This is a genomic window from Actinomadura luteofluorescens (assembly GCF_013409365.1).
GTDB lineage: Bacteria > Actinomycetota > Actinomycetes > Streptosporangiales > Streptosporangiaceae > Spirillospora > Spirillospora luteofluorescens.
Genome location: NZ_JACCBA010000001.1, coordinates 5,581,853 through 5,604,743 on the forward strand (window position 1 = coordinate 5,581,853; position 22,891 = coordinate 5,604,743).

Below are 22,891 nucleotides of genomic sequence, written 5' to 3' on the forward strand. Positions count from 1 at the left end.
TCGCCCCGACCCTACGGCGGCGGCCCGTCGCGTCGCCAGTGGGGCCCCGGGCACCTCGCCACACCTCACCCGTTGCGCTACCCCGCCCCGCGGTGAACATGCGGAGCGGTGCGCACGCGGCCGGGCGCCGGGGCGACGGGACCCGGCCGCGTGTGCACGCCGCGCGGGTCAGCCCGCGGCGGCCGCCAGCGCGCGCGCCGTCAGCACCGTCGCCAGATGCGCCCGGTACTCCGACGACCCGTGCAGGTCCGTGGGCGGCTCCGTGCCCGCCGCGGCCTGCGCGGCGGCGGTCCGGAAGGCGTCCCGCGACGCCGGCCCCCCTCGGACGGCGGTCTCGACCGCGCTCGCCCTGACCGGGGCCGGGCCCATGTTGGTCAGCGCGACGCGCGCCTCTTCGACGCCGTCACCGTCGCGGTGCACGGCGCACGCCACCCCGACGATCGCCCAGGCCTGCGCCGTCCGGTGGAACTTCTCGTAGTGCACGCCCCAGCCCGCACCCAGTTTCGGCACGCGCACGCCCACGAGCAGCTCGTCCGGTTCCATCGCCGACGTCATCCAGTCGACGAAGAACTCCGACGCGGGGATCTCCCGCTCACCGCGCGCGGACCGGACGAGGAGCACCGCGTCCAGCGCGAGCGCGACGGCGGGCAGGTCGCCCGCCGGGTCCGCGTGGGCGAGCGACCCGCCGAACGTGCCGCGGTGCCGGACCGCCGGGTCGGCGACGGTCTCCGTCGCCTGCACGATCAGCGGGACGTGCTCGCGCACCAGCGGATCGCGCATCACCTGGTGGTGCGTGGCCATGGCGCCGATGAGCAGCGAGTCGCCCTCGTCGCGGATCTCCCGGAGCGCGTCGAGCCCGCCCAGGTCGATCAGCGCGTCCGGATAGGCGAGCCGCAGCCGCAGCAGCGGCATCAGGCTCTGCCCTCCCGCCAGCACCTTGGCGTCCTCGCCCGCGTCGGCCAGCGCCCGGAGGGCGTCGTCCACCGAGGCGGGACGGACGTAGTCGAACGTCGCGGGGATCACTGGTCACCTCCGGCCGAACCGAGCCCGCCGCCCGCGCCCGGTTCCGCGGCCGCAGGCTTCTCCTCCGCGCGCATCGCGCGCCACACGCGTTCGGGCGTGCACGGCATCGGCACGTCGTGCACGCCGTAGGGGCGCAGCGCGTCCACGATCGCGTTGACGACCGCCGGGGTCGAGGCGATCGTGCCGGCCTCGCCGACGCCCTTCACGCCCATCGGGTTGGACGTCGCGGGCGTCTCGGTGCGGTCGGTCGTGAACGTCGGCAGGTCCGCGGCCGACGGGACCAGGTAGTCGGCCATCGTCGTGGTCGTCAGGTTGCCGTCCGCGTCGTACACGGCCTCCTCGTAGAGGGCCTGCGCGATGCCCTGCGCGAGCCCGCCGTGGACCTGGCCCTCCACGATGAGCGGGTTGACGACCTTGCCCACGTCGTCCACCGCCACGTACTTGCGGAGCTTCACCATCCCGGTCTCGGTGTCGACCTCGGCCGCGCACAGGTGTGTGCCGTGCGGGAAGGAGAAGTTCTCCGGGTCGAACGTGGCGTCAGAGTCCAGGGACGGTTCGATGCCGTCCGGCAGGTCGTGCGCGGCGAACGCGGCCAGCGCGACCTCCTGGATCGTCTTGCCCTCCTCCTGGACGCCGCGGACGCTGAACCGTCCGCCGGAGAACTCCAGGTCCTGCTCGGACGCCTCCAGCAGATGAGCGGCCACCTTCCGGGCCTTGTCCACCACCTTCTCGCAGGCGGAGAACAGCGCGACGCCTCCCACGGCCAGGGAACGGGACCCGTAGGTGTCCATTCCCTTGGGCGAGATGGCGGTGTCGCCGTGCAGGACCTTCACGTCCTCGAACGGCACGCCGAGCCGGTCGGCGGCGATCTGCGCCCACGCCGTCGCGTGGCCCTGCCCGTGCGGGGACGAACCCGTGACCACCTCGACCTTGCCGGACGGCAGCACCCGCACCGACGCGTGCTCCCAGCCGCCGGCCCCGTACGACAACGACCCGAGGACTCGGGACGGGGCGAGACCGCACATCTCCGTGAACGTGGACACCCCGATGCCCAGCTGCACGGGATCGCGCCGTTCCCGCCGGTCCGCCTGCTCCGCGCGGAGCTTGTCGTACTGGAACAGCTCCAGCGCCTTGTCGGTCGCCGCCTCGTAGTTGCCGGTGTCGTAGGTGAGGCCCGCGATCGTCTCGTACGGGAACTCATCGTGCGCGATCCAGTTGCGGCGCCGTACCTCGATGGGGTCGATGCCCAGCTCGTCGGCCAGCTCGTCCATCATCCGCTCGATGGCGTAGGTGGCCTCTGGGCGGCCCGCGCCCCGGTAGGCGTCCGTAGGCGTCTTGGTGGTGAAGACCCCCGTGCAGGTGAACGACAGCGCGTCCATCTTGTAGATGCCGTTGAACATGAACGCGCCCAGCAGCGGGATGCCGGGAGTGACCAGCATCAGGTACGCGCCCATGTCGGCCAGCAGTTCGACCTTCAGGCCGCGGATCCGGCCGTCGCGCTCGGCGGCGAGCGTGAGCCGCTGGATCTGGTCGCGGCCGTGGTGGACGGTCATGTTGCCCTCGCTGCGGGTCTCCGTCCACTTGACCGGACGGCCGAGCCTGCGGGCGAGCAGCAGCGCGAGCACCTCCTCCCCGTACACCTGGAGCTTGGAGCCGAAGCCGCCGCCGACGTCCGGGGCGACGACCCGGATCCGGTGCTCGGGGATCTCGGTGACCGTGGCCAGCATCAACCGCAGGATGTGCGGGATCTGCGTGGCCGAGTACAGCGTGAACTCGTCCCCCTCGGGGACGCACAGCACCGACCGCGGCTCCATGGCCGTCGGGATGAGCCTCTGCTGGACGTAGCGGCGCTCCAGCACGACCGGCGCGTCCCGCATCGCGGCGTCGAGATCCCCGTTCTCGAACACCCACGTGTAGGACTTGTTCGTGCCGAGGTCCTCGTGCACCAGATCGGCGCCGTCGGCTATGGCCGCCTCCATGTCCACCACGGCGGACAGCGGCTCGTAGTCGACGTCTATCTCCTCCAAGGCGTCGATGGCCGCGGCCTTGTCGCGGGCCACGACGCATGCGACGGGCTCACCGACGTAGCGGACCTCGTCCACCGCCATGGGCGGATGGGCCGGATGCTTCATGTCCTCTGTCACGACCCACGCGCAGGGCAGCGAACCCTGTTCCGCGGCGAAGTCCTGGCCGCTGAACACGGCGACGACTCCGGGACGCTCCTTCGCGGGCGCCGTGTCGACGCCGGTGATCCGGGCGTGCGCGAACGGGCTGCGCAGGAACGCCACGTGCAGCGTCCCCGCCGGCGTCATGTTGTCGGTCCACCGCGTCCGGCCCGTGATGAGCCGCGCGTCCTCCGACCGCTTGCGCGGGGTGCCGACCTCCTGCACGGTCACGGCGTCACCTCCTGGCGACCGGGCTCGCGCATGTCGCTCGCCGCCCGCCGCACGGCCTTGACGATGTTCTGGTAACCGGTGCACCTGCACAGGTTCCCTTCCAGCCCCTCCCGGACCTCGTCCTCGGACGGGTCGGGGTTCTCCCTCAGCAGGTCGAGCGACGCCATGATCATGCCGGGTGTGCAGTAACCGCACTGCAGCGCGTGCTCCTCGTGGAAGGCCCGCTGCATCGGGTGCGTGTCGCCGTCGACGCCGAGCCCCTCGACGGTCGTCACGTCCAGGCCGTCCGCCTGGACGGCGAGCACGGAGCAGCTCTTCACGCTCATCCCGTCCATCAGGACGGTGCAGGCTCCGCAGTTGCTGGTGTCGCACCCGACCGGGGTCCCGACCTTTCCCAGCCGTTCGCGCAGATAGTGGACGAGAAGGAGGCGCGGCTCGACGTCGTCTTCGTACGTCGCTCCGTCGACCTCCACATGGATACGTGGCATGCGGTTTCTCCCAGGGACGTCTCGGGGTGGACTGTGCGAGGCGTCCCTGGGAGGAGCGCGCTGATCCGGCCACGTCATCGGGGCCACCTCCGTGGAAGGCGACCCTCCGAACCTATGCCGGGGTTGAATGCCGTACTAGTCCTCAGAGTCGCTTATTTACCGACGTCTGGGGGACTGATGGCCGCTAGTGCACGCGGAGCAGAACCGGCCAGGTCTTCGGCCCGACGATCCCGTCGTCGTCGACGCCGCCCCACCGCTGCATGGCCTTCACGGCCGTCTCGGTCGTGTCGTCGAACTTCCCGGTCATGCTCACCTCGGGGTGGCTGCGCGCCAGGAGGAGCCCCTGCAGGGTCTCCACGTGCTCCCCGGAGTCGCCCTTGTTCAGCTCGGGCAGCTTCTTCACCATGTCCTCCGTCCAGTTGCCCCCGCCGTAGGCGGGCCGTCCGTAACCAGCGATGACACTGGAGTCCCTCACGCGGCGCCTCACCGAGTCGCTCGTGTTGCCCTCGATCGTCTGCAGCCGCCCGCCGCCGAGGACCTTCTCGACCACGCCGACGTGGTCGATCGCGCCGACGCTGTTGGTGGCGCCCCAATCGAAGAACACGATGTCGCCGGGCTTCGCCTGGTTGACGCTTGCGGTCGTCCCGCTGTGCCAGCGCCCGGCCTTCTGGAAGTCCTGCGCGTGGCTCACCGTGTAGGCGCGGTCCCCGCCCGGCAGGACGGCGCTCGCGTTGCCGCTGTGCCGCGCCCAGTAGGTGATGGCCATGTCGCACCAGGGCGCGCTGAGGAACTCGCTCCCGTGCCGGGAGGCGTACTCCCGGGTGAGGCTGTTCGGCCGGCCCGACATCCCGAGCGACTTGCGGGCCTCGGCGATCATCCCCGCGGCGCTCATGCCGGGCCTTCCTGCTCGGTTCCGTCCAGCTCGGGGTCGTCCTGGAGCGCCTGGCCCTGTCCGCGAAAGATCCCGTCGGTGTCGGGCTCGCCGTACAGCTCCCGGAGGACCTGCTCCTCGTCGGGTTCGGTGGCCCGGTGGACGTTGGGGTTCACGTCCACTTCGTCCATGTGGGCCGCTTCCGCGATGTCTGTTTCGGTCTGGGGGGTCACGTTGCTTCTCCGCAGCGTCGGACTGTCCGATCGGTCGGGAGCCTCCTGCCGTTCCGTGCGCGGCTCCGGGCCGACCGTAATGGGAACAACCCCACTTTCTCCGGATTTTGCGCTAAAACACTTGTTTGCTGGTTTTCTGCCTTCACCAGCGGAGACGGCCGATCGGCCGAGGCGTGCCTCCGGTGCCCGATCCCCCGGCGGGGGAGGGCGCGGCGCCTCCCGATGCCTGTCGGGAACGTTCCAAGTCGGGAGAGCGAAGGCGCGGAGCGGGCCGGGGGAAAAGGGGCTTCCGGGGCGGCCCATGGCGCTCTGAGCAGGGGATTTCCGCCGTTTCCGGGGTAGGGGCCGCCTATGTTCTTCTTCGCCTCTTCCCGGCTGGGTTGCCTAGGGTCATTGCTCGTGACCCTGGTGCTCACCTGGGTCGTCTACGTGTTCCTCAGCCGCTGAGCCCGCCGCGCGGGGCGAGGGCTCGCCGGGGGTGGCCGCACCCCCCGCCGGGTGGATTCCGGTCGACTCTGGGTGATCGGCTTGACAAGGTTCGGTCACCGAGTGTCTCCTTGTGTGCGTGACGAACCGCGCGCAGACCGACTGCCCCGTGGCCCTGGGCCGCGTGGCCAGCGCGCTGTGTCCTTCGTGTTGTCGCTGATCCCCGTATCGGGCGATCGCCGCTCTCGCTGACGAGCCTTTTCCAGCCGGCACACGTACGAAGGACTTCCCGTGGACCTCTCCGTGGTTCCCGATCTCACCATGCGCGGCCAGGACGACCCGCACGGCCGCGCGGCCGCCGCCCGTCCCGCGACCGTCGGGCAGCTCGCCGCCCGGGTCGGCGACCTCGCCGGACGCCCCGCCGAGTGGTGGCGGCTCGTCCGGTTCGACGCCGCCGGGCCGGTGCACGTCCCGCTGGGCGGCCCGACCTGGCTGACCACCTGGCCGCCCGGCCACGGCGGGACCATCCGCGCCCACGTCAGCACCCTGATCGCGGGCGAGCTGGCGGAGGTGGTGATCACCTCGCGCGGCGTCACCGAGCGTCCGCTGCGGGCCAACCGGGTCCGGGTGCACGGCGGCGCGCCCACCCTCCCGCAGGGCGGCCCCTGCGACGGGACGCACGCGCTGACGAACCCGGGTCCGGCCTTCGCGGTCAGCCTGCACGCAGCCGAAGGACGTCCTTGGGACCTCCCGTCCACGTGACCACCAGCTTCCCCGAGCGCAGGGCGGCCCGTCCGTCGGTCCGGTCGCGGGAGCCGTTCGCGCAGCTCAGCTTGATCCGGCCCTGCGCGTCCACGGTGCCGGTGCAGAACCCCGGAGCGTTCAGGGTGGCGGCGCCCCGGTAGAGGAAGAGCGCCACCCGCCGCGAGCCGGAACCCGCCGTCCATGTGCCGTCCAGCTGGGACTTCTTCTCCGCGCCGGGCCGCACCCCGTTCAGCACCGGCGGCGCCGGCCGCGCCGTCGGCGCGGACGGCGAGGGCCCGGACCCGGGCTCGCTCGAACCGCTGCAGCCGGCCAGCGAGGCGGCGAGCAGCACGGCAAGCGGCAGGCACAACGCGGTGAGGGGCGGGCGCAGGGCGGGCACGGCCGGCCGCATGGTTCTTCCAGGGAAAGAGAGCGCGCGGCGGGCCCCGGGGGATTAGGCCCGCCGCGCGCGCACCGGGGGGTCGGCGCGGGACGGAAGGGGCGGCCCGGACGGCCCACGCAAGATCCACACCCAATAGAAACCCGTGCGTTTTTCACGTCAAGGGAGTCGGTGCCGACCGGCCGCATCCGGTCAGCCGGGGTCGCCGGCCAGGTAGGGGGAGGCGGCCTCGCGGCCGACGAGGGGGAGCAGCGCGAAATAGGTGAGGGACGGCAGCAGCGACGGCAGCTCCTCCGCCTCGCCCGTCTCCATCTGGACGTGGATCGCGCTGTAGATCCCGCCCACGATCGCGTCCACCACCGAGACCGGGACGGGTGGCAGGGACGGGTCGGCGAAGAAGACGCGGAACCGCAGGAGGTTGTCGATGCGCGCCTGCCTGACCTGCTGCCCGGCCGCGTTCACCTCCACCAGCGACGCCCGCGCGAACCGCGGTTCCCTGGCGAGGGCGGCCAGCAGCGTGCGCAGCCCCGCGTGGATCCCGTCCGGCCAGGACGGCGCGGCCTCGTAGGCCTCCGTCATGCGGCGGAGCAGGATGTCCATGCCGCGCTGGTAGGCGGCGAGGAAGCACTCGTCCAGGTCGGAGAAGTGCGCGTAGAACGTCTTCTTCGTGACGCCCGCGCCCTCGGTGACCCCGCTGATCGTCGTGTGCGCGAAGCCCCGCTCCGAGACGACGTGGACGAACGCGTCGATCAGCCGCTCGCGCTGGATCCCGGCGACGGTCTCCGGGGAGAGCCCGTGCCGGCCCGGCTTGATGGCGCGGTTAGGGTCGAGCGCGGACCGCGAGCCGGGCAGCGCGTCCGCGCACCCCGTCTCCGGTGTCCCGGTCGTCCCCGCCATCGGCCCTCGATCCGTCACCTGCCGTCGAGGTCACATTACTTGGCGTTCCCCGCGCGGAGGGAAGCCCCGGGCCGTGCGGCGCGGGTCACAGCGGGCCCGCGGGGGCCGGCGCGTCAGCGCAGGTCGCGACGTCGCGAGCGGGTCAGGACCCGGACGGTCCCGACGAGCCCGAGACCGATCAGCACGACCGGGACCATCGCCGTGACGGGCAGGACGTCCCCGTCCGTCAGGCCGTCGGCGAGGAACAGGCCGGCCAGGAGGAGGAAGAACAGCCCCGTCACGGGCCCCGCCGGATCGAACCGGAACCGCTTCTCGCCCGCCGCCTTCTTACCGGCCATCTTCCCGCCCGCCCTCACTCGCTCGAACCGTCTCGTCGCGTTCCGTCCCACGGGCCGTCTTGCCGGCCTGCCCGCGCTCAGACACGGTGCACGTCCACGTCTCCGAGCTTCCCGCGGATCCGCAGGACGATCACCGGCGGGTTCGCGGCGGCCGCGCCCTCCGGCTCCAGGGTCCGCACGACCCTGGCGGCGGGCCCGCTCGTCGTCCGGTGGTCGACGCGCACGTCGCCGAGCCCGATCCGCGCGTCCACCAGCACGCGGGCGGTGGGCGGCACCGTGACCTCCAGCCCTCCGACGCCGACCTCGGCGTTGATCGTGACCCGCTGGCCGGCCGCGATCGGCAGGGCGGTGAGGTCGAGGTCGCCCTGGCCGACGCCCACCTTGAACACCCGGCCGATCTGCGAGGTGTCGGTGGGCCGCCAGTCGATCTCCCCGTACTCGGCGTTGCGCGGGACGTCGCCCGCGACCGCGGTGGTCAGCATGGCGAGGGTCAGCATGGTCCCGGCCGCCGCGAGGCCGCGCGTCCGGAACCAGCCGCCGACGACGAGGCCGAGCCCGAGGACGGCTAGCGCGGGCGCCATGACGATCAGCCAGGAGTCCGGGGCGGGGTAGGACCGGGCCACCGGGATCAGCGCCGCGCCGGCGCCCATGGCCGCGAGCAGCGTGATCGCCGCCACCGGCGACGTCCCGCCGCCGCACCCCTCCCGGGCGGGCGCCGCGGACGCGGTGCCCGAGGGTGCCGCGGTGCCGGGCGCGTCCGTCCAGGCGGCCGAGTACGCGGCGAGATCGATCATGCCCTCGGGCAGCCCGCCCGCCCCCGGCCGGGACGGGCCGCCGTCGCCGGGGGACCCGCCGGCGCGCGCGTCCTTGCCGAGGGAGACGCCCGCGGTGGACGCGGTCTCCGCCGGCGTCCACGTCGCGGAGGGCTCCGGGGCGTGCCCGGTGATCCGTTCGGGGACGGTCCGCGCCACCGACACGAGGTCCACGCCCCGCGAGTGCGCGACCGCCAGCACCAGCCCGAACACCACCAGCGGCGCGACGGCGTCGGTGGGGACCCCGCCGAACAGGCTGAACGCGACGCCCACGCACAGCAGCGCGCCGAGGATCGTCAGGACGGCCTGCCCGTCGAACCACCGCTTGAGCCACTGCTCGGCGAGCGAGGACTCTCCCGGGCTCGCCGGCATCAGCAGCGCCGCCACGATGTAGAGGAAGATCCCCTGCCCGTGCGCGAGGGCGAGGACCGCGAACCCGACGCGGAACACGACCGGGTCGATGCCGGTGTAGCGCGCGAGGCCCGTGCACACGCCGGCGAGCACCTTCCGCTCGGAGTCCCGCGCGAGCCGCCGGTAGCCGCCCGCCGCCCGCTCGCCGGGGCCGTGCCCTCCGAGGTCGTCCCCTCCGAGTTCGTGCTCGCCGGCGGCGGGCCCGTCGCCGGTGCTCCCGCGCAGGTCCTCGTTCCGGTCCTCTTTCTCGCCCATGCCAGCCATGGTCGCCTGTCGCGCGGGGCGCGCGGTATAGGGGACGTCCCTGATTCCGACCCTGAGACCGGTCCGGGGTGGGTCCCTGATGCGAATCATGTCCGGGCGTGTGACGATCGATGACGTGGGAGAACCTAGGGAAGGGCGGCGGTGAGCCAGGAGACGGCGGGACGGGCCGCGCCGCCACCGGGACCGGTGGGCGCGACGTCCCTCGGGCCCGCCCGGCTGGAACGGGCCTCCGAGGGGCGGCTGGTCGCCGGGGTGTGCCGGGGCCTCGCCGTGCACCTCGGCGTGGACGTGTTCCTCGTGCGAGGCGCATGCGTCCTGCTCACGATGGCGAGCGGGCTCGGCGTCGCCGCCTATGCCGCGTTCTGGATCCTCGTCCCCGCCCGGGAGAGGACCCCGGCCGAGAAGGCCGGGCGGCGGCGCGGCCGGGACTGGGGCCAGCTGCTCGCCTACGCGACCGTCGCGTTCGGGCTCGCGACACTGCCGTGGGGCGCGGCGGGGGTCGTCCGGTGGGCGCTGTGGCCGTTCGTCGTCGGCGGCGTCGGCGCCGCGATCCTGTGGCAGCAGGCCGACCGCGACCAGCGGCAGCGCTGGACGCTGCCGCTGCGCGAGCGGTGGCTGCGCAGCCTGCTCGGCCTGCTCCTCGTCGTCGGCGGCATCGGCGGTTTCGTGGCGCAGAAGGTGGAGGCCGACCAGGCGCGCTCCGTCGTGATCGCCATGCTGATCATCCTCACCGGCGTCGCGGTGATCGTGACGCCGTGGGTCGTGCGGCTCTGGCAGGACCTCGACGCCGAGCGGCACGAGCGCATCCGCTCCCAGGAGCGCGCCGAGCTGGCCGCGCACATCCACGACTCGGTGCTGCACACGCTGACCCTCATCCAGCGGAACGCGCACGACACCCGCGAGGTGCAGCGGCTCGCCCGCTCCCAGGAGCGGACGCTGCGGTCCTGGCTCTACCAGCCGCGCGCCGATCCCGACCAGACGTTCGCCGCCGCGATCAGGGAGGCGGCCGGCGAGGTCGAGGACGACCACAACGTCCCGATCGAGGTCGTCTGCGTGGGCGACACGGCACTGGACGAGCGGCTCGGCTCCGCGCTGCAGGCCGCGCGGGAGGCGATGGTGAACGCCGCCAAGTACGCCGAGGCGCCGTCGGTGTCGGTGTACGCGGAGGTGGAGGGCGACGAGATCGCGATCTTCGTCCGCGACCGGGGCAAGGGATTCGTTCTCGACCAGGTCCCGGAGGACCGGATGGGCGTGCGAGGGTCCATCATCGGACGTATGGAGCGCAACGGCGGCAAGGCCACCGTCCGCACCGCGCCGGGCGAGGGCACCGAAGTCCGCCTGGAGATCAAGAAGTCGTAGCGCGGCTTCCCGGGGACGACCCGGGGGGCGGGACATGGGCGGGACGTTGACATGAGCGAGGCGTTGAAGAGGGTCGTGCTGGTCGACGACCACCAGATGTTCCGGACCGGCGTGAAGGCGGAGCTGGGCGGCGGCGTCGAGATCGTCGGGGAGGCCGGCGACGTCGACGAGGCGGTCGCGGTGATCCGCGGGACGGCGCCGGACGTGGTACTGCTGGACGTCCACCTGCCCGGCGGCGGCGGGATCGAGGTGCTGCGGCGGCTGCACGGCGCCGTCTCGTCCAAGTTCCTCGCGCTGTCGGTGTCGGACGCGGCGGAGGACGTGATCGGCGTTGTCCGGGGCGGGGCGCGCGGCTACGTCACCAAGACGATCTCCGGGCCCGAGCTGACGGACGCGATCGGCCGGGTCGCCGACGGGGACGCGGTGTTCTCGCCGCGTCTGGCCGGGTTCGTCCTGGACGCGTTCGCCGCCACGGACGCCCCGGCGGTCGACCCGGAGCTGGACCAGATCACCCAGCGGGAGCGCGACGTGCTGCGGCTGATCGCGCGCGGCTACGCCTACAAGGAGATCGCCAAGGAGCTGTTCATCTCGGTGAAGACGGTGGAGACGCACGTCAGCAGCGTCCTGCGGAAACTCCAGCTGTCGAACCGGCACGAGCTGTCGCGCTGGGCCGCCGCCCGCCGCCTCGTCTAGCGAGCGCTCGGCTTCCCCTCGCGAAGCCCGGAGTAAACGTTTTCACTACAGTCGTGAGCGAATCGTAATCCGCGGTGGCCGCGCATCATGATCACCACCACCCTCCGGTGTGGAACAGTCGCTCGTCATGACATATCCCCCACCCGGGCCCGGGCAGCCGGGCCCCCAGGCCCCCTATCCGCCCCCGCCCCCGCCGATGCCGGGCGACCACGGTCCCGGCTCCCCGTACGGATCCGGCGCCGAGAAGACCAACGGGCTGGCGATCGCCGCGTTCGTGACCGGCCTCCTCGGATGCCTCGGTGTCGTCGGCCTCGTCCTCGGAGCCGTCGCCCTCAGCCAGATCTCCAAGAAGGGCGGCAAGGGCCGCGGCCTCGCGATCGCCGGGATCGTCCTGTCCTGCCTGTGGATCGTGGGCGGCATCGCCGCCTTCGCGCTGAGCGGTGACGGCTCGTCCGGCGGCGCCGGAGCGACCCCAAAGGTCACCCAGACCAAGCCCAAGGAGGTGGACGCCAAGAAGATGAAGGTCGGTGACTGCATCAACGACAACTCGGGCGCCACCAGCACCGCGACCGAGGAGCCGGTCGAGGTGGAGAGCGTCAAGATCGTCCCCTGTGCGGGGCCGCACGACGGCGAGGTGACGGCCGTCTTCCGGCTGAAGGGGTTCGTCATGCCGCCCGAGGCGCGGCTCCAGCAACTCGCCTCGAACGGGTGCAAGCTCCGCACGCAGGCCCGGATCAACCGCGACCCGGCCGCGCGGGGCATCGCGAACTCCTACTACTACCCGACGGCCGACTCGTGGAAGTCCGGCGACCGCGTCGTGACCTGCGTCGCCGTGGCCGCCGCCGACGGCAAGAAGCTCACCCGGCCCCTGCACCGCTGACGTTCCCGGCGTACGCTGGGCGGCCGGCCCGCCGCCCGGTCCGGAGCCACGGCTCCCCGGTCCTCCCGATTTCTTGCGCCCCGCCTCTTCGCACCGGTTTCTCCGAGCAAGAGGCCCTCTCCAGGCGCCCCTCCCGAACCCGCTCGCGGCCGTCACGCGCGCAATCCGTCGACGACCATGTCGGCGACGTGTTCGACGGTGGACACCCCCGCCTCCATCGTCGGGTTGCCTGCGCTGCACACCGCGATGAGGAAGTCGTGGTCGTGCCCGCTGACGCGGCCGATGCTGTTGATCGACCAGCCGTGCCCCTGGAAGCGGAGCGGCACCCACCCGTTCTTCAGCGCCACCCTCTCTCCCGGACGCGCCGCCGCGCTGACGCCCCACGCCTGCTCGTCCAGCACGGAACCCATCAGGCCGAGGACGTACCGGCGGCCGCGCGCCTTCAACGGGCCGCCGTCCGACACCAGGTTCGTCAGCAGGCGCACCTGGTCGCTCGGGCTCGTGAGGGACGACCCCCACGAGGTGGGGAACGGCTTGGTGTGCCTCAACCCGAAGGCCCTGTTCGCCTCGGCGACCCCGGGGCCGTACCCGGCCCTGGAGTACAGGGCGCTCGCCGCCGCGTTGTCGCTTTCCCGGATCATCGTCCCGGCCAGCGCCCGCTCCGCGCCGGTCAGCCCCCGGCCGTCGCGCTGCCGTTGCAGAAGGAGGCTCGCCAGGATGTCGACCTTCACGATGCTGGCGGTGACGAACCGGCCGTCCGCGTTCTCGCCGAACGACCTCCCCGTCCGCAGGTCCGTCACCATCACCCCCGCCCTCCCCGGACGTTTCCGGAGATAGGTGCGCACGGAGCGGCGCAGCGCCCCGGAGTCGAGCGGGCGGAGCGCCAGCCGGACCGTGGACACCTCCCGCCCCGCCGCCGCGGACTCTCCGGCTTTCGCGACGATCCCGCCCGCGCGCGGCTCCCCGTCCGCCTTGAACCAGTAGGCGGCCGAACCCGCCCCGGTGCCCGCCACGAGAGCGAGCACGATGAGATGACGCCGCATCGATTCCCCCGAATGTCATGCGACCGAAACCAACATCCAAACCGAAACGAAAGCGCCTAAAGCGGCATAAATGCCCCCGAGTCATGCAGGCCGCCGCGCACCACCCGGCCGGCGTTCACCACCGGGCGGGCGTCCGATGAGCCGAAGGCCCCGCGTGCCCCCCAAGCGACGACCGGCCCGCTGGAGGCCTGACCTACAGGCCGTGCATGGCGTCGCGGGTATGCACCGCCTTGCGGGCGTGCGCGTCCCCCTGGGCGGCGTGGATGCCCAGGTACAGGCGGGACCTAGGGCCCGTCTCGAAGCGGCCTCGGCCACGCGCGCGAACGCGTGACCTGCCCGGTGGAGCAAAGCCGAAGGCGAGCGGAACCGGGCAGATCGCGAAGCGATGCCGCGTTCGCCCAGGCCCGGTCACGCAGCGAGCCGCCAGGCGAGCTACGTGGGCCGGGACGTGGAAACACAGCCGCCAGGCGAGCTATGTGGGCCGGGACTGAAAACTAGAGGGCGCCCGGCAGGCGGGCCGGGCAGCCCGGCTCGCAGCGCTCGGAGTGCCGCGCCACCCGGTGCGCGTAGGCGTCGAGACGGCGGCGCAGGACGGCGCTCGTGAGCGGACCGGTGCCAGGGAAGCCGTCCACCTCGCCGCGCCAGCGGATCAGCGTGCCCGCGAAGTGCGGCTCCAGCGTGATGTCCGCACGAAGGCGCCGCTCGGGATGGCCGGCCAGCGCGATGTACCCGTAGTGCCGCGGCGGATCCCAGGCCACGACCTCCTCGCGCCACGACCGGACGTACCGGACGGCGCCGAGCCCGTTCGGGTGCTCCTGTCCGGCGGACTCCCGCCGCACCCTGGTCCAGAAACCGCCCCACTCGTCCCATGCCTCAGGCACGCACAGGTGCTTGAAGATCACCTCAGGCGCGGCGGCGGATGTGGCGGTGGCCTCGATCTCACGCGGCATGACGACCCCCCGAGTTCTGTCACAAGGGGTACATGCCCGCTCGGAGGCTGATTACGGCTTGTAAGAGGTTGTATTTGCTAAGTGACCGAGACTTGAGCGGCCTGACCGCTTCGGTGAGCCTTTGGGAGGGCGCCGCATTGCCCGGCGCGGCGGGCCTTTTCGCGGGTCGGGGCTCAGGCGGTGTCGATGACCTGGAACGACTCGGCCAGGTGTCCCTCGGGCAGCCCCGCGGCGGCGGCGTTGCTCCCGAGCCAGCCGCGCAGCATCTCCGGCAGGCCGTCCCCCATGTGCCCGGTCTGGCTGGCGTGCGCCCGCAGCGCGTTCACCTTCCGGTCGAACTGGTCGGTGATGTCCACGTAGTGGTCGGCGACGGGGCCGCCGGACAGCCACACCTCACGCGCCGTCCACGCCTCCAGCCCCTCGTCGGAGAGCAGCTCCGGGAACGCGTAGGGGTTGCGGGCGTCGGGGTAGACGGCGTCGAGCGCGGCCGCCCCGACCGCGCGGTGGTCGGGGTGGCTCGGGTAGATCCGCTCGTAGTTGCGCTCCGGGCTCGGCATCAGCACCCGGTCCGGGCGCACCTGCCGGATCACGCGGGAGATGTCGCGGCGCAGGTCGAAGCTCACCTCGACCCGCCCGTCCGGGTAGCCGAGGAACCGGACGTCGCTCACCCCGACGCACTTGGCCGCCGCGCGCTGCTCCTCGCGGCGCAGCGCGGCCATCTCCTCGCGGGTGACGCCGTCGTCGAAGCCGCCCGCGTCGCCGTCGGTGACCATGAGGTAGACGACCTCGATGCCGCGGTCCGTCCAGCCCGCGACCGTCCCCGCCGCGCCGAAGTCGACGTCGTCGGGGTGCGCCATCACGGCGAGGATCCGCTGCAGCTCGCTGTCGTCCAGAACGTTGGTCACATCTTCAACAATAAGGTCGGCCAACGGTTCCGGCATACCCGGATATCGCTGCTTTCAGCGAACGTTCCGGGTGCGCCGGGTGGCCCGCGCGTCGACACCGGAAGGCCGGCGGGACGTACGCCCTGCTCAGAACGCCATGAGAGCCGACAGCAGGCGCTCCTGGAACTCCGCCACGTCGCTGCCCACGGCCACCTTCACCGGACGGCGGGCGTCGTCGGCGGGCAGCGAGCGGGCGTCCCACACGGTCGTGCCCCGCGTCAGCTCGCCCCGCAGCTCCACCCGTACCGGACGATGGGCGTACTCGCCGAGCTCCGGGTCGACGATCAGCATCGCGGCGAGGGCGTCGTGGATGACGGCGCCGCGGCGCTTCAGGGTGGGCGTGTAGGCGTCCGCGTAGAACTCCAGGATGTCCGCGGCGAACCGGGAGACCGGGGTGCCGTGCGCGGCCAGCCGGTCCAGCCAGTCGTCGTGGACGGCGGTCGGGTGGGTGGCGTCCAGCGGCACCAGGACGATCGGCCAGTCCGCCGCGAACACCAGGTCGGCGGCCTCGGGGTCGTGCCAGATGTTCGCCTCGGCGTGCGTGGTGATGTTGCCGGGGTGGTCGAACGCGCCGCCCATCACCACGACCTCGCGGATCAGCGACGGCAGCTCGCCGTCCAGCAGCAGCGCCGCGCCGAGGTTGGTCAGCGGCCCGGTCGCGAGCAGGGTCAGCTCGCCGGGCATCGCGCGGGCCAGCCGGACGATCTGCGCGGCGGCGGGCTCGGCGGTCGGGCGTCCCGCGGGCTCGGGGAGGCGGGTGTCGCCGAGGCCGTCGGTGCCGTGCCAGTCCACCGCGTAGTGCACGTCCTGCGCCATCGGGCGGGCGGCGCCCACCGCGACCGGCACCACCGGGCCGCCCGCGGCCTCCAGGACGCGCAGCGTGTTCAGCGCCCCGGTCATCGGGTCGATGTTGCCGTGGACGGTGCCGACCGCCGCCAGCTCGGCCTCGCCCGCCTGGACCAGCGAGGCCAGGTAGAGCAGCGTCATCGCGTCGTCGATGCCGGTGTCGCAGTCGTAGAGGATCTTCGGTGGCTTCGTCACGGAGGCAACCTAAGCGCACGCGGACCGTCCGGGCATCCCCCCGGGATCTCATGATCGGCGATTGGGCCTGGGACGGGGCTCCTCACCGGGGTAGAGCTGAGACATGCGCAAACTCATCAACGCCCCGGCGGACGTGGTGTCCGACGCCCTGCGCGGAATGGCCGCCGCGCACCCGTCGCTGAAGGTCGACCCCGCGAACGGGACCGTCATACGGGGGGACGCCCCCCGTACCGGCAAGGTCGCCCTGGTCTCGGGCGGCGGATCCGGCCACGAGCCGCTGCACGCCGGATTCGTCGGTCACGGGATGCTGGACGCGGCCTGCTGCGGCGAGGTCTTCACCTCGCCCGTCCCCGACCAGATCATCGCCGCGACGATGGCGGTGGACGGCGGAGCCGGTGTCCTGCACCTGGTGAAGAACTACACCGGCGACGTCATGAACTTCCAGATGGCCGCCGAACTCGCCGAGGACGAGGACATCGAGGTCGTGTCCGTCGTCGTCGACGACGACGTCGCGGTGGAGGACAGCACGTTCACCGCCGGGCGGCGCGGCACCGGCGCCACGCTGTTCGCCGAGAAGATCGCCGGGGCGCTCGCCGAGGAGGGCGCGCCCCTCGCGGACGTGGCGGCCGCGGCCCGGGAAGTGAACGAGCGCAGCCGCTCGTTCGGCGTGGCGCTGTCGTCCTGCACGGTCCCGGCGGCGGGGACGCCGACGTTCGAGCTGGGCGAGGACGAGATGGAGCTCGGCATCGGCATCCACGGCGAGCCCGGCCGCGAACGCGTCCGGGTCGGCACCGCCGAGCAGATCGTGGACGCCGCGCTCAGCGCGATCGACGCGGACATGCCGCTGTCGGGTTCGGAGGTGCTCGTGCTGGTCAACGGTATGGGCGGCACCCCGCTGATCGAGCAGTACGTCGCCTACGCGGCGGCGGCGCGGTGGCTGGAGGGGCACGGCGCGACCGTCGTCCGCAGCCTGGTCGGGCCGTACGTGACCAGCCTGGAGATGGCGGGCTGCATGATCAGCGTGTGCCGGGTGACGCCCGAGCTGACCCGCCTGTGGGACGCGCCCGTCGAGACGCCGGGACTCCGGTGGGGCCGATGAGCGCGGGTTCGACGGACACCGGTTCGATGGACGCGGGGGACTTCGCGGCCTGGATCAGGAGCACGGCCGGGCGGGTGTCCGCCGACGCCGAGCGGCTGACCCGGCTGGACGCGGCGATCGGCGACGGCGACCACGGCCTCAACCTCGACCGGGGTTTCCGCGCGGCCGTGGAGGCGCTCCCCGAGGACGCCCCGCCGGGCAAGGTGCTGATCGTCGCCGGCCGGGCCATCGTGTCGAAGACAGGCGGCGCGTCCGGCCCCCTCTACGGGACGGTGCTGCGCCGCGCGGGCAAGTCCTTCGGCGACGCCGCCGGCGTGGACGCCGCCGCGCTCGGCGCCGCGCTCCGGGCCGCCCTTGAGGGCGTCCAGGATCTCGGGAAGGCCGCCGAGGGCGACAAGACGATGGTCGACGCGCTGGCCCCGGCCGTCGCGGCGTACGAGGCGGCCCTGGCGGACGGCTCCGACCTCGCCGGATGCGCGCGCGCCGCCGCCGAGGCGGCTTCGAAGGGCGCGGACGGCACCGTTCCGATGCGGGCGCGCAAGGGCAGGGCGAGCTACCTGGGCGAGCGCAGCGAGGGGCACATGGACCCCGGCGCCTCGTCCACCGCCCTGGTGCTCGAAGCCCTCGCCGACACCGCGGGGGAGGGGTGACATGGTCGGGATCGTCATCATCTCCCACAGCCGGACGCTCGCCGAAGGCGTCGCCGAGGTCGCCCGCGCGATGGGCGTCGGCAAGGCCGTCGTCGAACCCGCCGGCGGCGACTCCGAGGGGCGCCTCGGGACGAGCATCGACCTCGTCGAGCAGGCGGTCGCCGCGGCGGACGACGGCGACGGGGTCGTGCTGCTCGCCGACCTCGGCAGCTCCGTGCTGACCGCCAAGATGCTCATCGAGGACGCCGAAGGAGACGACGTGGTGCTCGCGGACGCCCCGCTGGTCGAGGGCGCGGTCGCCGCCGCGTCCATGGCGGCGACCGGCGCGGACCTCGCCGCCGTCCACGCCGCGGCCGAATCCGCCCGCGACCACCGCAAGACGAGCTGATCCCCGGAGTGCGGTCAGGGGGTGGCGTCGGGGCCTTCCAGGAGGGTGCCCAGGACGGACGCGACCCCCGCGGTCGGGTCGCCGCGTATCTCGTAGACGCGCGGCTCGCCGGCCGCCCCGTACTCCTCCGCCCCGTCCCCGGACACCGTGATCCGGTACGCGGGCAGGTCGGCGCCGATCTCGCCGGGCTCGCCGCGGGCGTGCGCGGCGGCGAGCGCGTCCACCGCCTCGCGGACGCGTCCCGCCTGCCCGGCGGGGAGGGCAGCGGTGTCGTACCGCGCGACGACCGTGCTGTGGCCGCTGAAACCGCCGGTGCTCTCGATCGTCACGCGCATGCCCGCGCACCTCCCCGTCGACTCGCCTGCTCCCTGCTCGTTACCCGCTCACCGCGGGCCGCCACCTCCCGAACGGTGTCACTTGCCGAACGGTGTCACTTGCCGAACGGGTGCTACTTGCCGAACGCGCTGCGCAGCTCGTCCAGCTGGGCGCGGAGGATGTCGTCGTCCTCCAGCGACCCGCCCTGGGCCAGCTTCTCCGCGGGGACGGCCTGGTACTCGGGCATCTGCATCGTCCCGCAGCAGCGCGACCTGTCCTGGGCGGCCAGCAGGCTCGCCGAGTTCTCGTCGTGCGCCTCGACCTCGGTGACGTCCTGCCCGTCCCCGGTGTACGCGGCCTCGGTCATCGCCATCTGCCCGCTCATGAGGTCGCGCAGCGGCGTCGCCGCCGTCGTGATCTCCCGGACGGCGAACCGGTTGCGGATGAACGTCCGGTAGACGGCCGGGTCGCCGCGGTTCGCCGAGGCCTGCAGCATCTTGTTCGCCACGTCCACGTAGCGGGCGTTCGTCGCGGGGGACGCCACGATGGCGTCGAACACGAGCTTGCACAGCGCGGACGCCGTCTCGATCAGCACGATCGCCGCGTCCTTCGTGCGCTGCTGCCGGCTCAGCTCGAAGGTGTAGACGTCGGCGAGGATGTCGTAGATCGCGCCGGTGAACACCTGCGAGATCGCGTGCACCTCGTTGCCGACCTCGCTGAGCTTGAGGTCGTTGTCGGCGTTGCGGAGCCCGGACGGCATGCCGAGCGCCTTGCCGAACTGCTCGGCCAGGTCAGCCAGGAACGACCTGTCGTGCAGGTTCGCCTTGGTGAGCGAGACGAGGGCGTCCGCCTGGTCCGGTTGCGCCAGGGCCAGGAAGATCGCCGTGATGTCGCCGAACGACTCGTGCAGCCCGCCGGTCTGCGGCGGGGCGTCCGCCGCCAGCCAGCCGGGCTTGAGGCCGTCCAGGACGGCGTGGCCCGTCTCGTGCGCGACGATGTCAAGGGACTGGCACGTGAACAGCACGTTCGACGGCGGCTGCCCCTTCGGCGTGAAGAACAGGAATTTCAGCGCCTTGGCCGTCCGCGTGTAGAACGCGTTCGCGCCCTCGCCGGCGTGCGGGAACACGGTGATGCGTTCGGTGTTGCCCCCGACGTTCCAGGCGAACGGGATCGGAACGCCGCCGTTGTGCCGCTCGTACATGGCCATCGTCTCCCGGACGACGGCGAACGCGTGCGCGCAGTCGAACTGCGGGGTTCCGGGGGTGAACACGAAGTCGCCGTTGATGTTGCGCGCGACCGGGGTGACGCCCTGCAACTCGGTCTGGACGCGCACGTCCATGGGGCCGTTCAGCACCACGGTCGGGATGAAGGTCAGACGCGCGCCCATTTCGGTGACCGACGGGTCCTGCTTGTAGATCAGGAACCTGTGGCCGGGCTGCGCCGGAACCGGTACCGGCACCGGCCGCGGGACGGCGCGCGCGAGCGGCGGTGCCGCCGCCTGGGTCGTCCTTCCCGACCACTGCGCGGGTACCACGATCTCGGTGTCGAGCTGTGTCTGGAGTTCTTGCTGGTGGGTCATCAAAGCCACCTCCCCTGTGACAGTGCGCGAGTCCCTGATGACTCTGCGCCGCTGTGCGCGGACATGCGGGGATGCAATACGGGTCTTGCACTCCGGGTCCGGGCCGGGGGCCCGGCCGGTGTCCGCTCCATCTCCAACGTCTGCCGGGACGTGAGATCGAGTCAACCCACCGTGTCCAAATGGCGCCCCATCTGTCCACATGCTGCCGCCGGGCCCCTGATCAAGGTCACCGCGGGTATCGGCCGGGCGGAGGCGGGGGCGGCGCGGGGGGCGTCCGGGGCGCGGGCGGAGCGGGGCCGGGACACCCCGGCTCGGCGGACGCGCCGAAAACGTCCGCGCGGCGCCGTAGACTCGCACGTGATGTCGAAGACCGAAGCTCACCCCTTGCTTGACGGCCTCAACCCGCAGCAGCGCGCCGCCGTCGTGCACTCCGGCAGCCCCCTGCTGATCGTCGCCGGCGCCGGCTCGGGCAAGACCCGGGTGCTCACCCACCGCATCGCCCACCTGCTCGGCGAGCGGGAGGTGCACCCCGGCCAGATCCTCGCGATCACCTTCACCAACAAGGCCGCCGCCGAGATGAAGGAGCGGGTGGACGCCCTCGTCGGGCCGCGCTCGCGGGCCATGTGGGTGATGACGTTCCACTCCGCGTGCGTCCGGATCCTGCGCCGCGAGGCCAAGCGCCTCGGCTTCCCCACGAGCTTCTCGATCTACGACCAGGCCGACGCGAACCGGCTGATGGCGCTCGTCTGCCGCGAGCTCGACCTCGACCCCAAGCGCTACCCGCCGAAGTCGTTCAGCGCCCAGGTCTCCAACCTGAAGAACGAGCTGATCGACTACGAGACGTTCAAGGCGCGGGCGTCCACGCACATGGAACAGACGCTCGCCGAGGCCTACGAGATGTACCAGGCGCGGCTCCAGCAGGCCGGCGCCATGGACTTCGACGACCTGATCATGATGACGGTCAACCTGCTGCAGGTGTTCCCGGAGGCCGCCGAGCACTACCGGCGCCGCTTCCGCCACGTCCTGGTCGACGAGTACCAGGACACCAACCACGCGCAGTACGAGCTCGTCCGCGAGCTGACCGCGCCCGTGGAGGGGGTCGGGGCCGCCGAGCTGTGCGTCGTCGGCGACGCCGACCAGTCGATCTACGCGTTCCGCGGCGCGACCATCCGCAACATCCTGGAGTTCGAGCGCGACTACACCGACGCGACCACGATCCTGCTGGAGCAGAACTACCGCTCCACGCAGACGATCCTGTCCGCGGCCAACGCCGTCATCGAGCGCAACGCCGACCGCAAGCCCAAGAAGCTCTGGTCCGACCAGGGCGAGGGCCACAAGATCATCGGCTATGTGGCCGACAACGAGCACGACGAGGCCGCGTTCGTCGCCCGCGAGGTCGACCGGCTCACCGACGACGGCGAGGCCCGTCCCGGCGACGTCGCCATCTTCTACCGCACCAACGCGCAGTCCCGTGTCTTCGAAGAGGTCTTCATCCGGGTCGGGCTGCCGTACAAGGTCGTCGGCGGCGTCCGGTTCTACGAGCGCAAGGAGATCCGCGACGCGCTCGCCTACCTGCGCTGCCTCGCCAACCCCGAGGACACCGTCTCCCTGCGCCGCATCCTGAACGTCCCCAAGCGGGGCATCGGAGACCGCGCCGAGGCCTGCGTCGAGGCGTACGCGTCCCGCGAGCGCATCTCGTTCTGGCAGGCCCTCCGGACGCCCGAGGACGTCCCCGGCATGGCGACCCGCTCGCTCAACGCCGTCCGCGACTTCGTCGCCCTGCTGGACGAGCTGCGCGCCGCCGCCGAGTCGCTCGCCCCCGCCGACCTGGTCGCCGAGGTGCTGAAGGCCAGCGGCTACCTCGCCGAGCTCCAGGCCTCCAAGGACCCGCAGGACGAGACCCGCATCGAGAACCTCCAGGAGCTCGAAGCCGTCGCCCGCGAGTTCGAGGAGCGCCTCGACGGCGAGCCCGCCGAGGGCCGCCTCCCCGAGTTCCTGGAACAGGTCGCCCTGGTCGCCGACGCCGACTCCATCCCCGGGGGCGCGAAGGGCGGGCCCGTCCCGCCGGGAGAGCAGCCCGAGGAGAGCGACCACGGCGTCGTCACCCTGATGACGCTGCACACCGCGAAGGGCCTCGAATTCCCCGTCGTGTTCCTCACCGGCATGGAGGACGGCGTCTTCCCGCACCTGCGCGCCATGAGCAACCCCAAGGAACTCGAAGAGGAGCGCCGCCTCGCCTACGTCGGCATCACGCGCGCCCGGCAGCGCCTCTACGTCTCCCGGGCCACGATGCGCAGCTCGTGGGGAGCGCCGCAGGTCAACCCGCCGTCCCGTTTCCTCGGCGAGGTTCCGAAATCCCTCGTCGAGTGGGAACGCGAGGCGTCCTCCACGTCCGGCTCCGCCATGTCGCGGATGGCGGAGCGCCCGGGGACCCGCTCGCCCGGCAACCGTCCCGTCCCGTCCCTGTCCCCAGGCGACAAGGTCACCCACGACGCCTTCGGGCTGGGCACCGTCGTCTCCGTCTACGACAAGGGCGAGAAGGCCAGCGTCGACTTCGGCGGCGACTACGGCGTCCGCACCCTGGTCCTCCGCTTCGCCACCATCGAGAAGCTCTGACCCCTCACCGCCACCGCGGGCTGGACGCATC

23 protein-coding genes are annotated in these 22,891 nt (G+C 72.4%); 8 read left to right on the forward strand and 15 right to left on the reverse strand.

Features of this window, described 5'->3' with window-relative positions; genetic code table 11:
• Positions 1–168: 168 nt before the first annotated feature.
• The 5 genes from BJY14_RS26025 to BJY14_RS26045 all read right to left on the reverse strand — a co-directional run bounded on the left by BJY14_RS26025 (position 169) and on the right by BJY14_RS26045 (position 5,011).
• Positions 169–1,023 (reverse strand): FAD binding domain-containing protein, encoded by an 855-nt coding sequence (locus tag BJY14_RS26025; protein WP_179846012.1) that lies wholly within the window; start codon positions 1,021–1,023, stop codon positions 169–171.
• The gene (locus BJY14_RS26030; protein WP_179846013.1) at positions 1,020–3,419 is read right to left on the reverse strand and encodes a xanthine dehydrogenase family protein molybdopterin-binding subunit; all 2,400 of its coding nucleotides are present in this window, start codon (positions 3,417–3,419) and stop codon (positions 1,020–1,022) included. The genes BJY14_RS26025 and BJY14_RS26030 overlap by 4 nt, the downstream gene beginning before the upstream one ends.
• Entirely contained in the window at positions 3,416–3,907 is a 492-nt protein-coding gene (locus BJY14_RS26035) for a (2Fe-2S)-binding protein (RefSeq protein ID WP_179846014.1), read from the reverse strand. Before BJY14_RS26035 ends, BJY14_RS26030 begins: the two co-directional genes overlap by 4 nt.
• A 184-nt stretch (positions 3,908–4,091) precedes the next feature.
• Complete coding sequence (locus BJY14_RS26040) at positions 4,092–4,799, reverse strand: peptidoglycan-binding protein (protein WP_179846015.1); 708 nt, start codon at positions 4,797–4,799, stop codon at positions 4,092–4,094.
• Positions 4,796–5,011, reverse strand: coding sequence for a hypothetical protein (locus BJY14_RS26045; protein ID WP_179841660.1), 216 nt, complete (start codon positions 5,009–5,011; stop codon positions 4,796–4,798). Before BJY14_RS26045 ends, BJY14_RS26040 begins: the two co-directional genes overlap by 4 nt.
• A gap of 717 nt (positions 5,012–5,728) precedes the next feature.
• On the opposite strand from BJY14_RS26045, the gene BJY14_RS26050 reads away from it, so the two are divergent.
• Positions 5,729–6,199, forward strand: a complete 471-nt coding sequence (locus BJY14_RS26050) for a cupin domain-containing protein (RefSeq protein ID WP_179846016.1) — start codon at positions 5,729–5,731, stop codon at positions 6,197–6,199.
• Here the strand turns inward: BJY14_RS26050 and BJY14_RS26055 are convergent.
• The 4 genes from BJY14_RS26055 to BJY14_RS26070 all read right to left on the reverse strand — a co-directional run bounded on the left by BJY14_RS26055 (position 6,150) and on the right by BJY14_RS26070 (position 9,294).
• The gene (locus tag BJY14_RS26055; protein WP_179846017.1) at positions 6,150–6,593 is read right to left on the reverse strand and encodes a hypothetical protein; all 444 of its coding nucleotides are present in this window, start codon (positions 6,591–6,593) and stop codon (positions 6,150–6,152) included. The genes BJY14_RS26050 and BJY14_RS26055 overlap by 50 nt on opposite strands.
• Before the next feature lie 180 nt (positions 6,594–6,773).
• Positions 6,774–7,478 (reverse strand): TetR/AcrR family transcriptional regulator, encoded by a 705-nt coding sequence (locus tag BJY14_RS26060; RefSeq protein WP_179846018.1) that lies wholly within the window; start codon positions 7,476–7,478, stop codon positions 6,774–6,776.
• 113 nt (positions 7,479–7,591) lie between these two features.
• Entirely contained in the window at positions 7,592–7,816 is a 225-nt protein-coding gene (locus tag BJY14_RS26065) for a hypothetical protein (RefSeq protein WP_179846019.1), read from the reverse strand.
• Between the two features lie 77 nt (positions 7,817–7,893).
• Positions 7,894–9,294, reverse strand: coding sequence for a PspC domain-containing protein (locus BJY14_RS26070; protein ID WP_179846020.1), 1,401 nt, complete (start codon positions 9,292–9,294; stop codon positions 7,894–7,896).
• A 195-nt stretch (positions 9,295–9,489) separates the two neighbouring features.
• On the opposite strand from BJY14_RS26070, the gene BJY14_RS26075 reads away from it, so the two are divergent.
• The 3 genes from BJY14_RS26075 (at position 9,490) to BJY14_RS26085 (ending at position 12,235) form a co-directional block, all read left to right on the forward strand.
• Complete coding sequence (locus BJY14_RS26075) at positions 9,490–10,662, forward strand: ATP-binding protein (protein ID WP_372505454.1); 1,173 nt, start codon at positions 9,490–9,492, stop codon at positions 10,660–10,662.
• A 51-nt stretch (positions 10,663–10,713) separates the two neighbouring features.
• On the forward strand, positions 10,714–11,355 hold the full coding sequence (locus BJY14_RS26080; protein WP_179846021.1) for a LuxR C-terminal-related transcriptional regulator: 642 nt from the start codon (positions 10,714–10,716) through the stop codon (positions 11,353–11,355).
• Between the two features lie 127 nt (positions 11,356–11,482).
• Positions 11,483–12,235, forward strand: coding sequence for a DUF4190 domain-containing protein (locus tag BJY14_RS26085; protein ID WP_179846022.1), 753 nt, complete (start codon positions 11,483–11,485; stop codon positions 12,233–12,235).
• Positions 12,236–12,387: 152 nt separating this feature from the next.
• Here BJY14_RS26085 and BJY14_RS26090 read toward each other — a convergent pair whose 3' ends face one another.
• The 4 genes from BJY14_RS26090 to BJY14_RS26105 form a co-directional block, all read right to left on the reverse strand.
• Positions 12,388–13,278 carry a serine hydrolase gene (locus BJY14_RS26090; protein WP_179846023.1) on the reverse strand — a complete coding sequence of 297 codons (891 nt, stop codon included), beginning with the start codon at positions 13,276–13,278 and terminating at the stop codon, positions 12,388–12,390.
• A 494-nt stretch (positions 13,279–13,772) separates the two neighbouring features.
• Positions 13,773–14,228 (reverse strand): SRPBCC family protein, encoded by a 456-nt coding sequence (locus tag BJY14_RS26095; protein ID WP_179846024.1) that lies wholly within the window; start codon positions 14,226–14,228, stop codon positions 13,773–13,775.
• Positions 14,229–14,401: 173 nt separating this feature from the next.
• Positions 14,402–15,085 carry a PIG-L deacetylase family protein gene (locus BJY14_RS26100; protein WP_246397189.1) on the reverse strand — a complete coding sequence of 228 codons (684 nt, stop codon included), beginning with the start codon at positions 15,083–15,085 and terminating at the stop codon, positions 14,402–14,404.
• 174 nt (positions 15,086–15,259) lie between these two features.
• Positions 15,260–16,213 carry a nucleoside hydrolase gene (locus tag BJY14_RS26105; protein WP_312879402.1) on the reverse strand — a complete coding sequence of 318 codons (954 nt, stop codon included), beginning with the start codon at positions 16,211–16,213 and terminating at the stop codon, positions 15,260–15,262.
• Positions 16,214–16,316: 103 nt separating this feature from the next.
• Between BJY14_RS26105 and dhaK the strand changes: the two genes are divergently transcribed.
• The 3 genes from dhaK to dhaM are packed head-to-tail and all read left to right on the forward strand — an operon-like array spanning position 16,317 to position 18,350.
• A complete protein-coding gene (dhaK, locus tag BJY14_RS26110) occupies positions 16,317–17,312 on the forward strand; it encodes a dihydroxyacetone kinase subunit DhaK (RefSeq protein ID WP_179846026.1) in 996 nt (331 codons plus the stop codon).
• Positions 17,309–17,962: a dihydroxyacetone kinase subunit DhaL gene (dhaL, locus tag BJY14_RS26115; protein WP_246396097.1), complete on the forward strand. Its 654-nt coding sequence runs from the start codon at positions 17,309–17,311 to the stop codon at positions 17,960–17,962. The genes dhaK and dhaL overlap by 4 nt, the downstream gene beginning before the upstream one ends.
• A gap of 1 nt (position 17,963) precedes the next feature.
• Positions 17,964–18,350 carry a dihydroxyacetone kinase phosphoryl donor subunit DhaM gene (gene dhaM / locus BJY14_RS26120; RefSeq protein WP_179846027.1) on the forward strand — a complete coding sequence of 129 codons (387 nt, stop codon included), beginning with the start codon at positions 17,964–17,966 and terminating at the stop codon, positions 18,348–18,350.
• A gap of 14 nt (positions 18,351–18,364) precedes the next feature.
• Here the strand turns inward: dhaM and BJY14_RS26125 are convergent, their stop codons facing one another.
• Positions 18,365–18,685, reverse strand: coding sequence for a protealysin inhibitor emfourin (locus tag BJY14_RS26125; RefSeq protein WP_179846028.1), 321 nt, complete (start codon positions 18,683–18,685; stop codon positions 18,365–18,367).
• Between the two features lie 113 nt (positions 18,686–18,798).
• Positions 18,799–20,244 (reverse strand): gluzincin family metallopeptidase, encoded by a 1,446-nt coding sequence (locus BJY14_RS26130; protein WP_179846029.1) that lies wholly within the window; start codon positions 20,242–20,244, stop codon positions 18,799–18,801.
• Positions 20,245–20,604: 360 nt separating this feature from the next.
• On the opposite strand from BJY14_RS26130, the gene pcrA reads away from it, so the two are divergent.
• The gene (gene pcrA / locus BJY14_RS26135) at positions 20,605–22,860 is read left to right on the forward strand and encodes a DNA helicase PcrA (RefSeq protein ID WP_218905595.1); all 2,256 of its coding nucleotides are present in this window, start codon (positions 20,605–20,607) and stop codon (positions 22,858–22,860) included.
• The last annotated feature ends 31 nt before the right edge of the window (positions 22,861–22,891 follow it).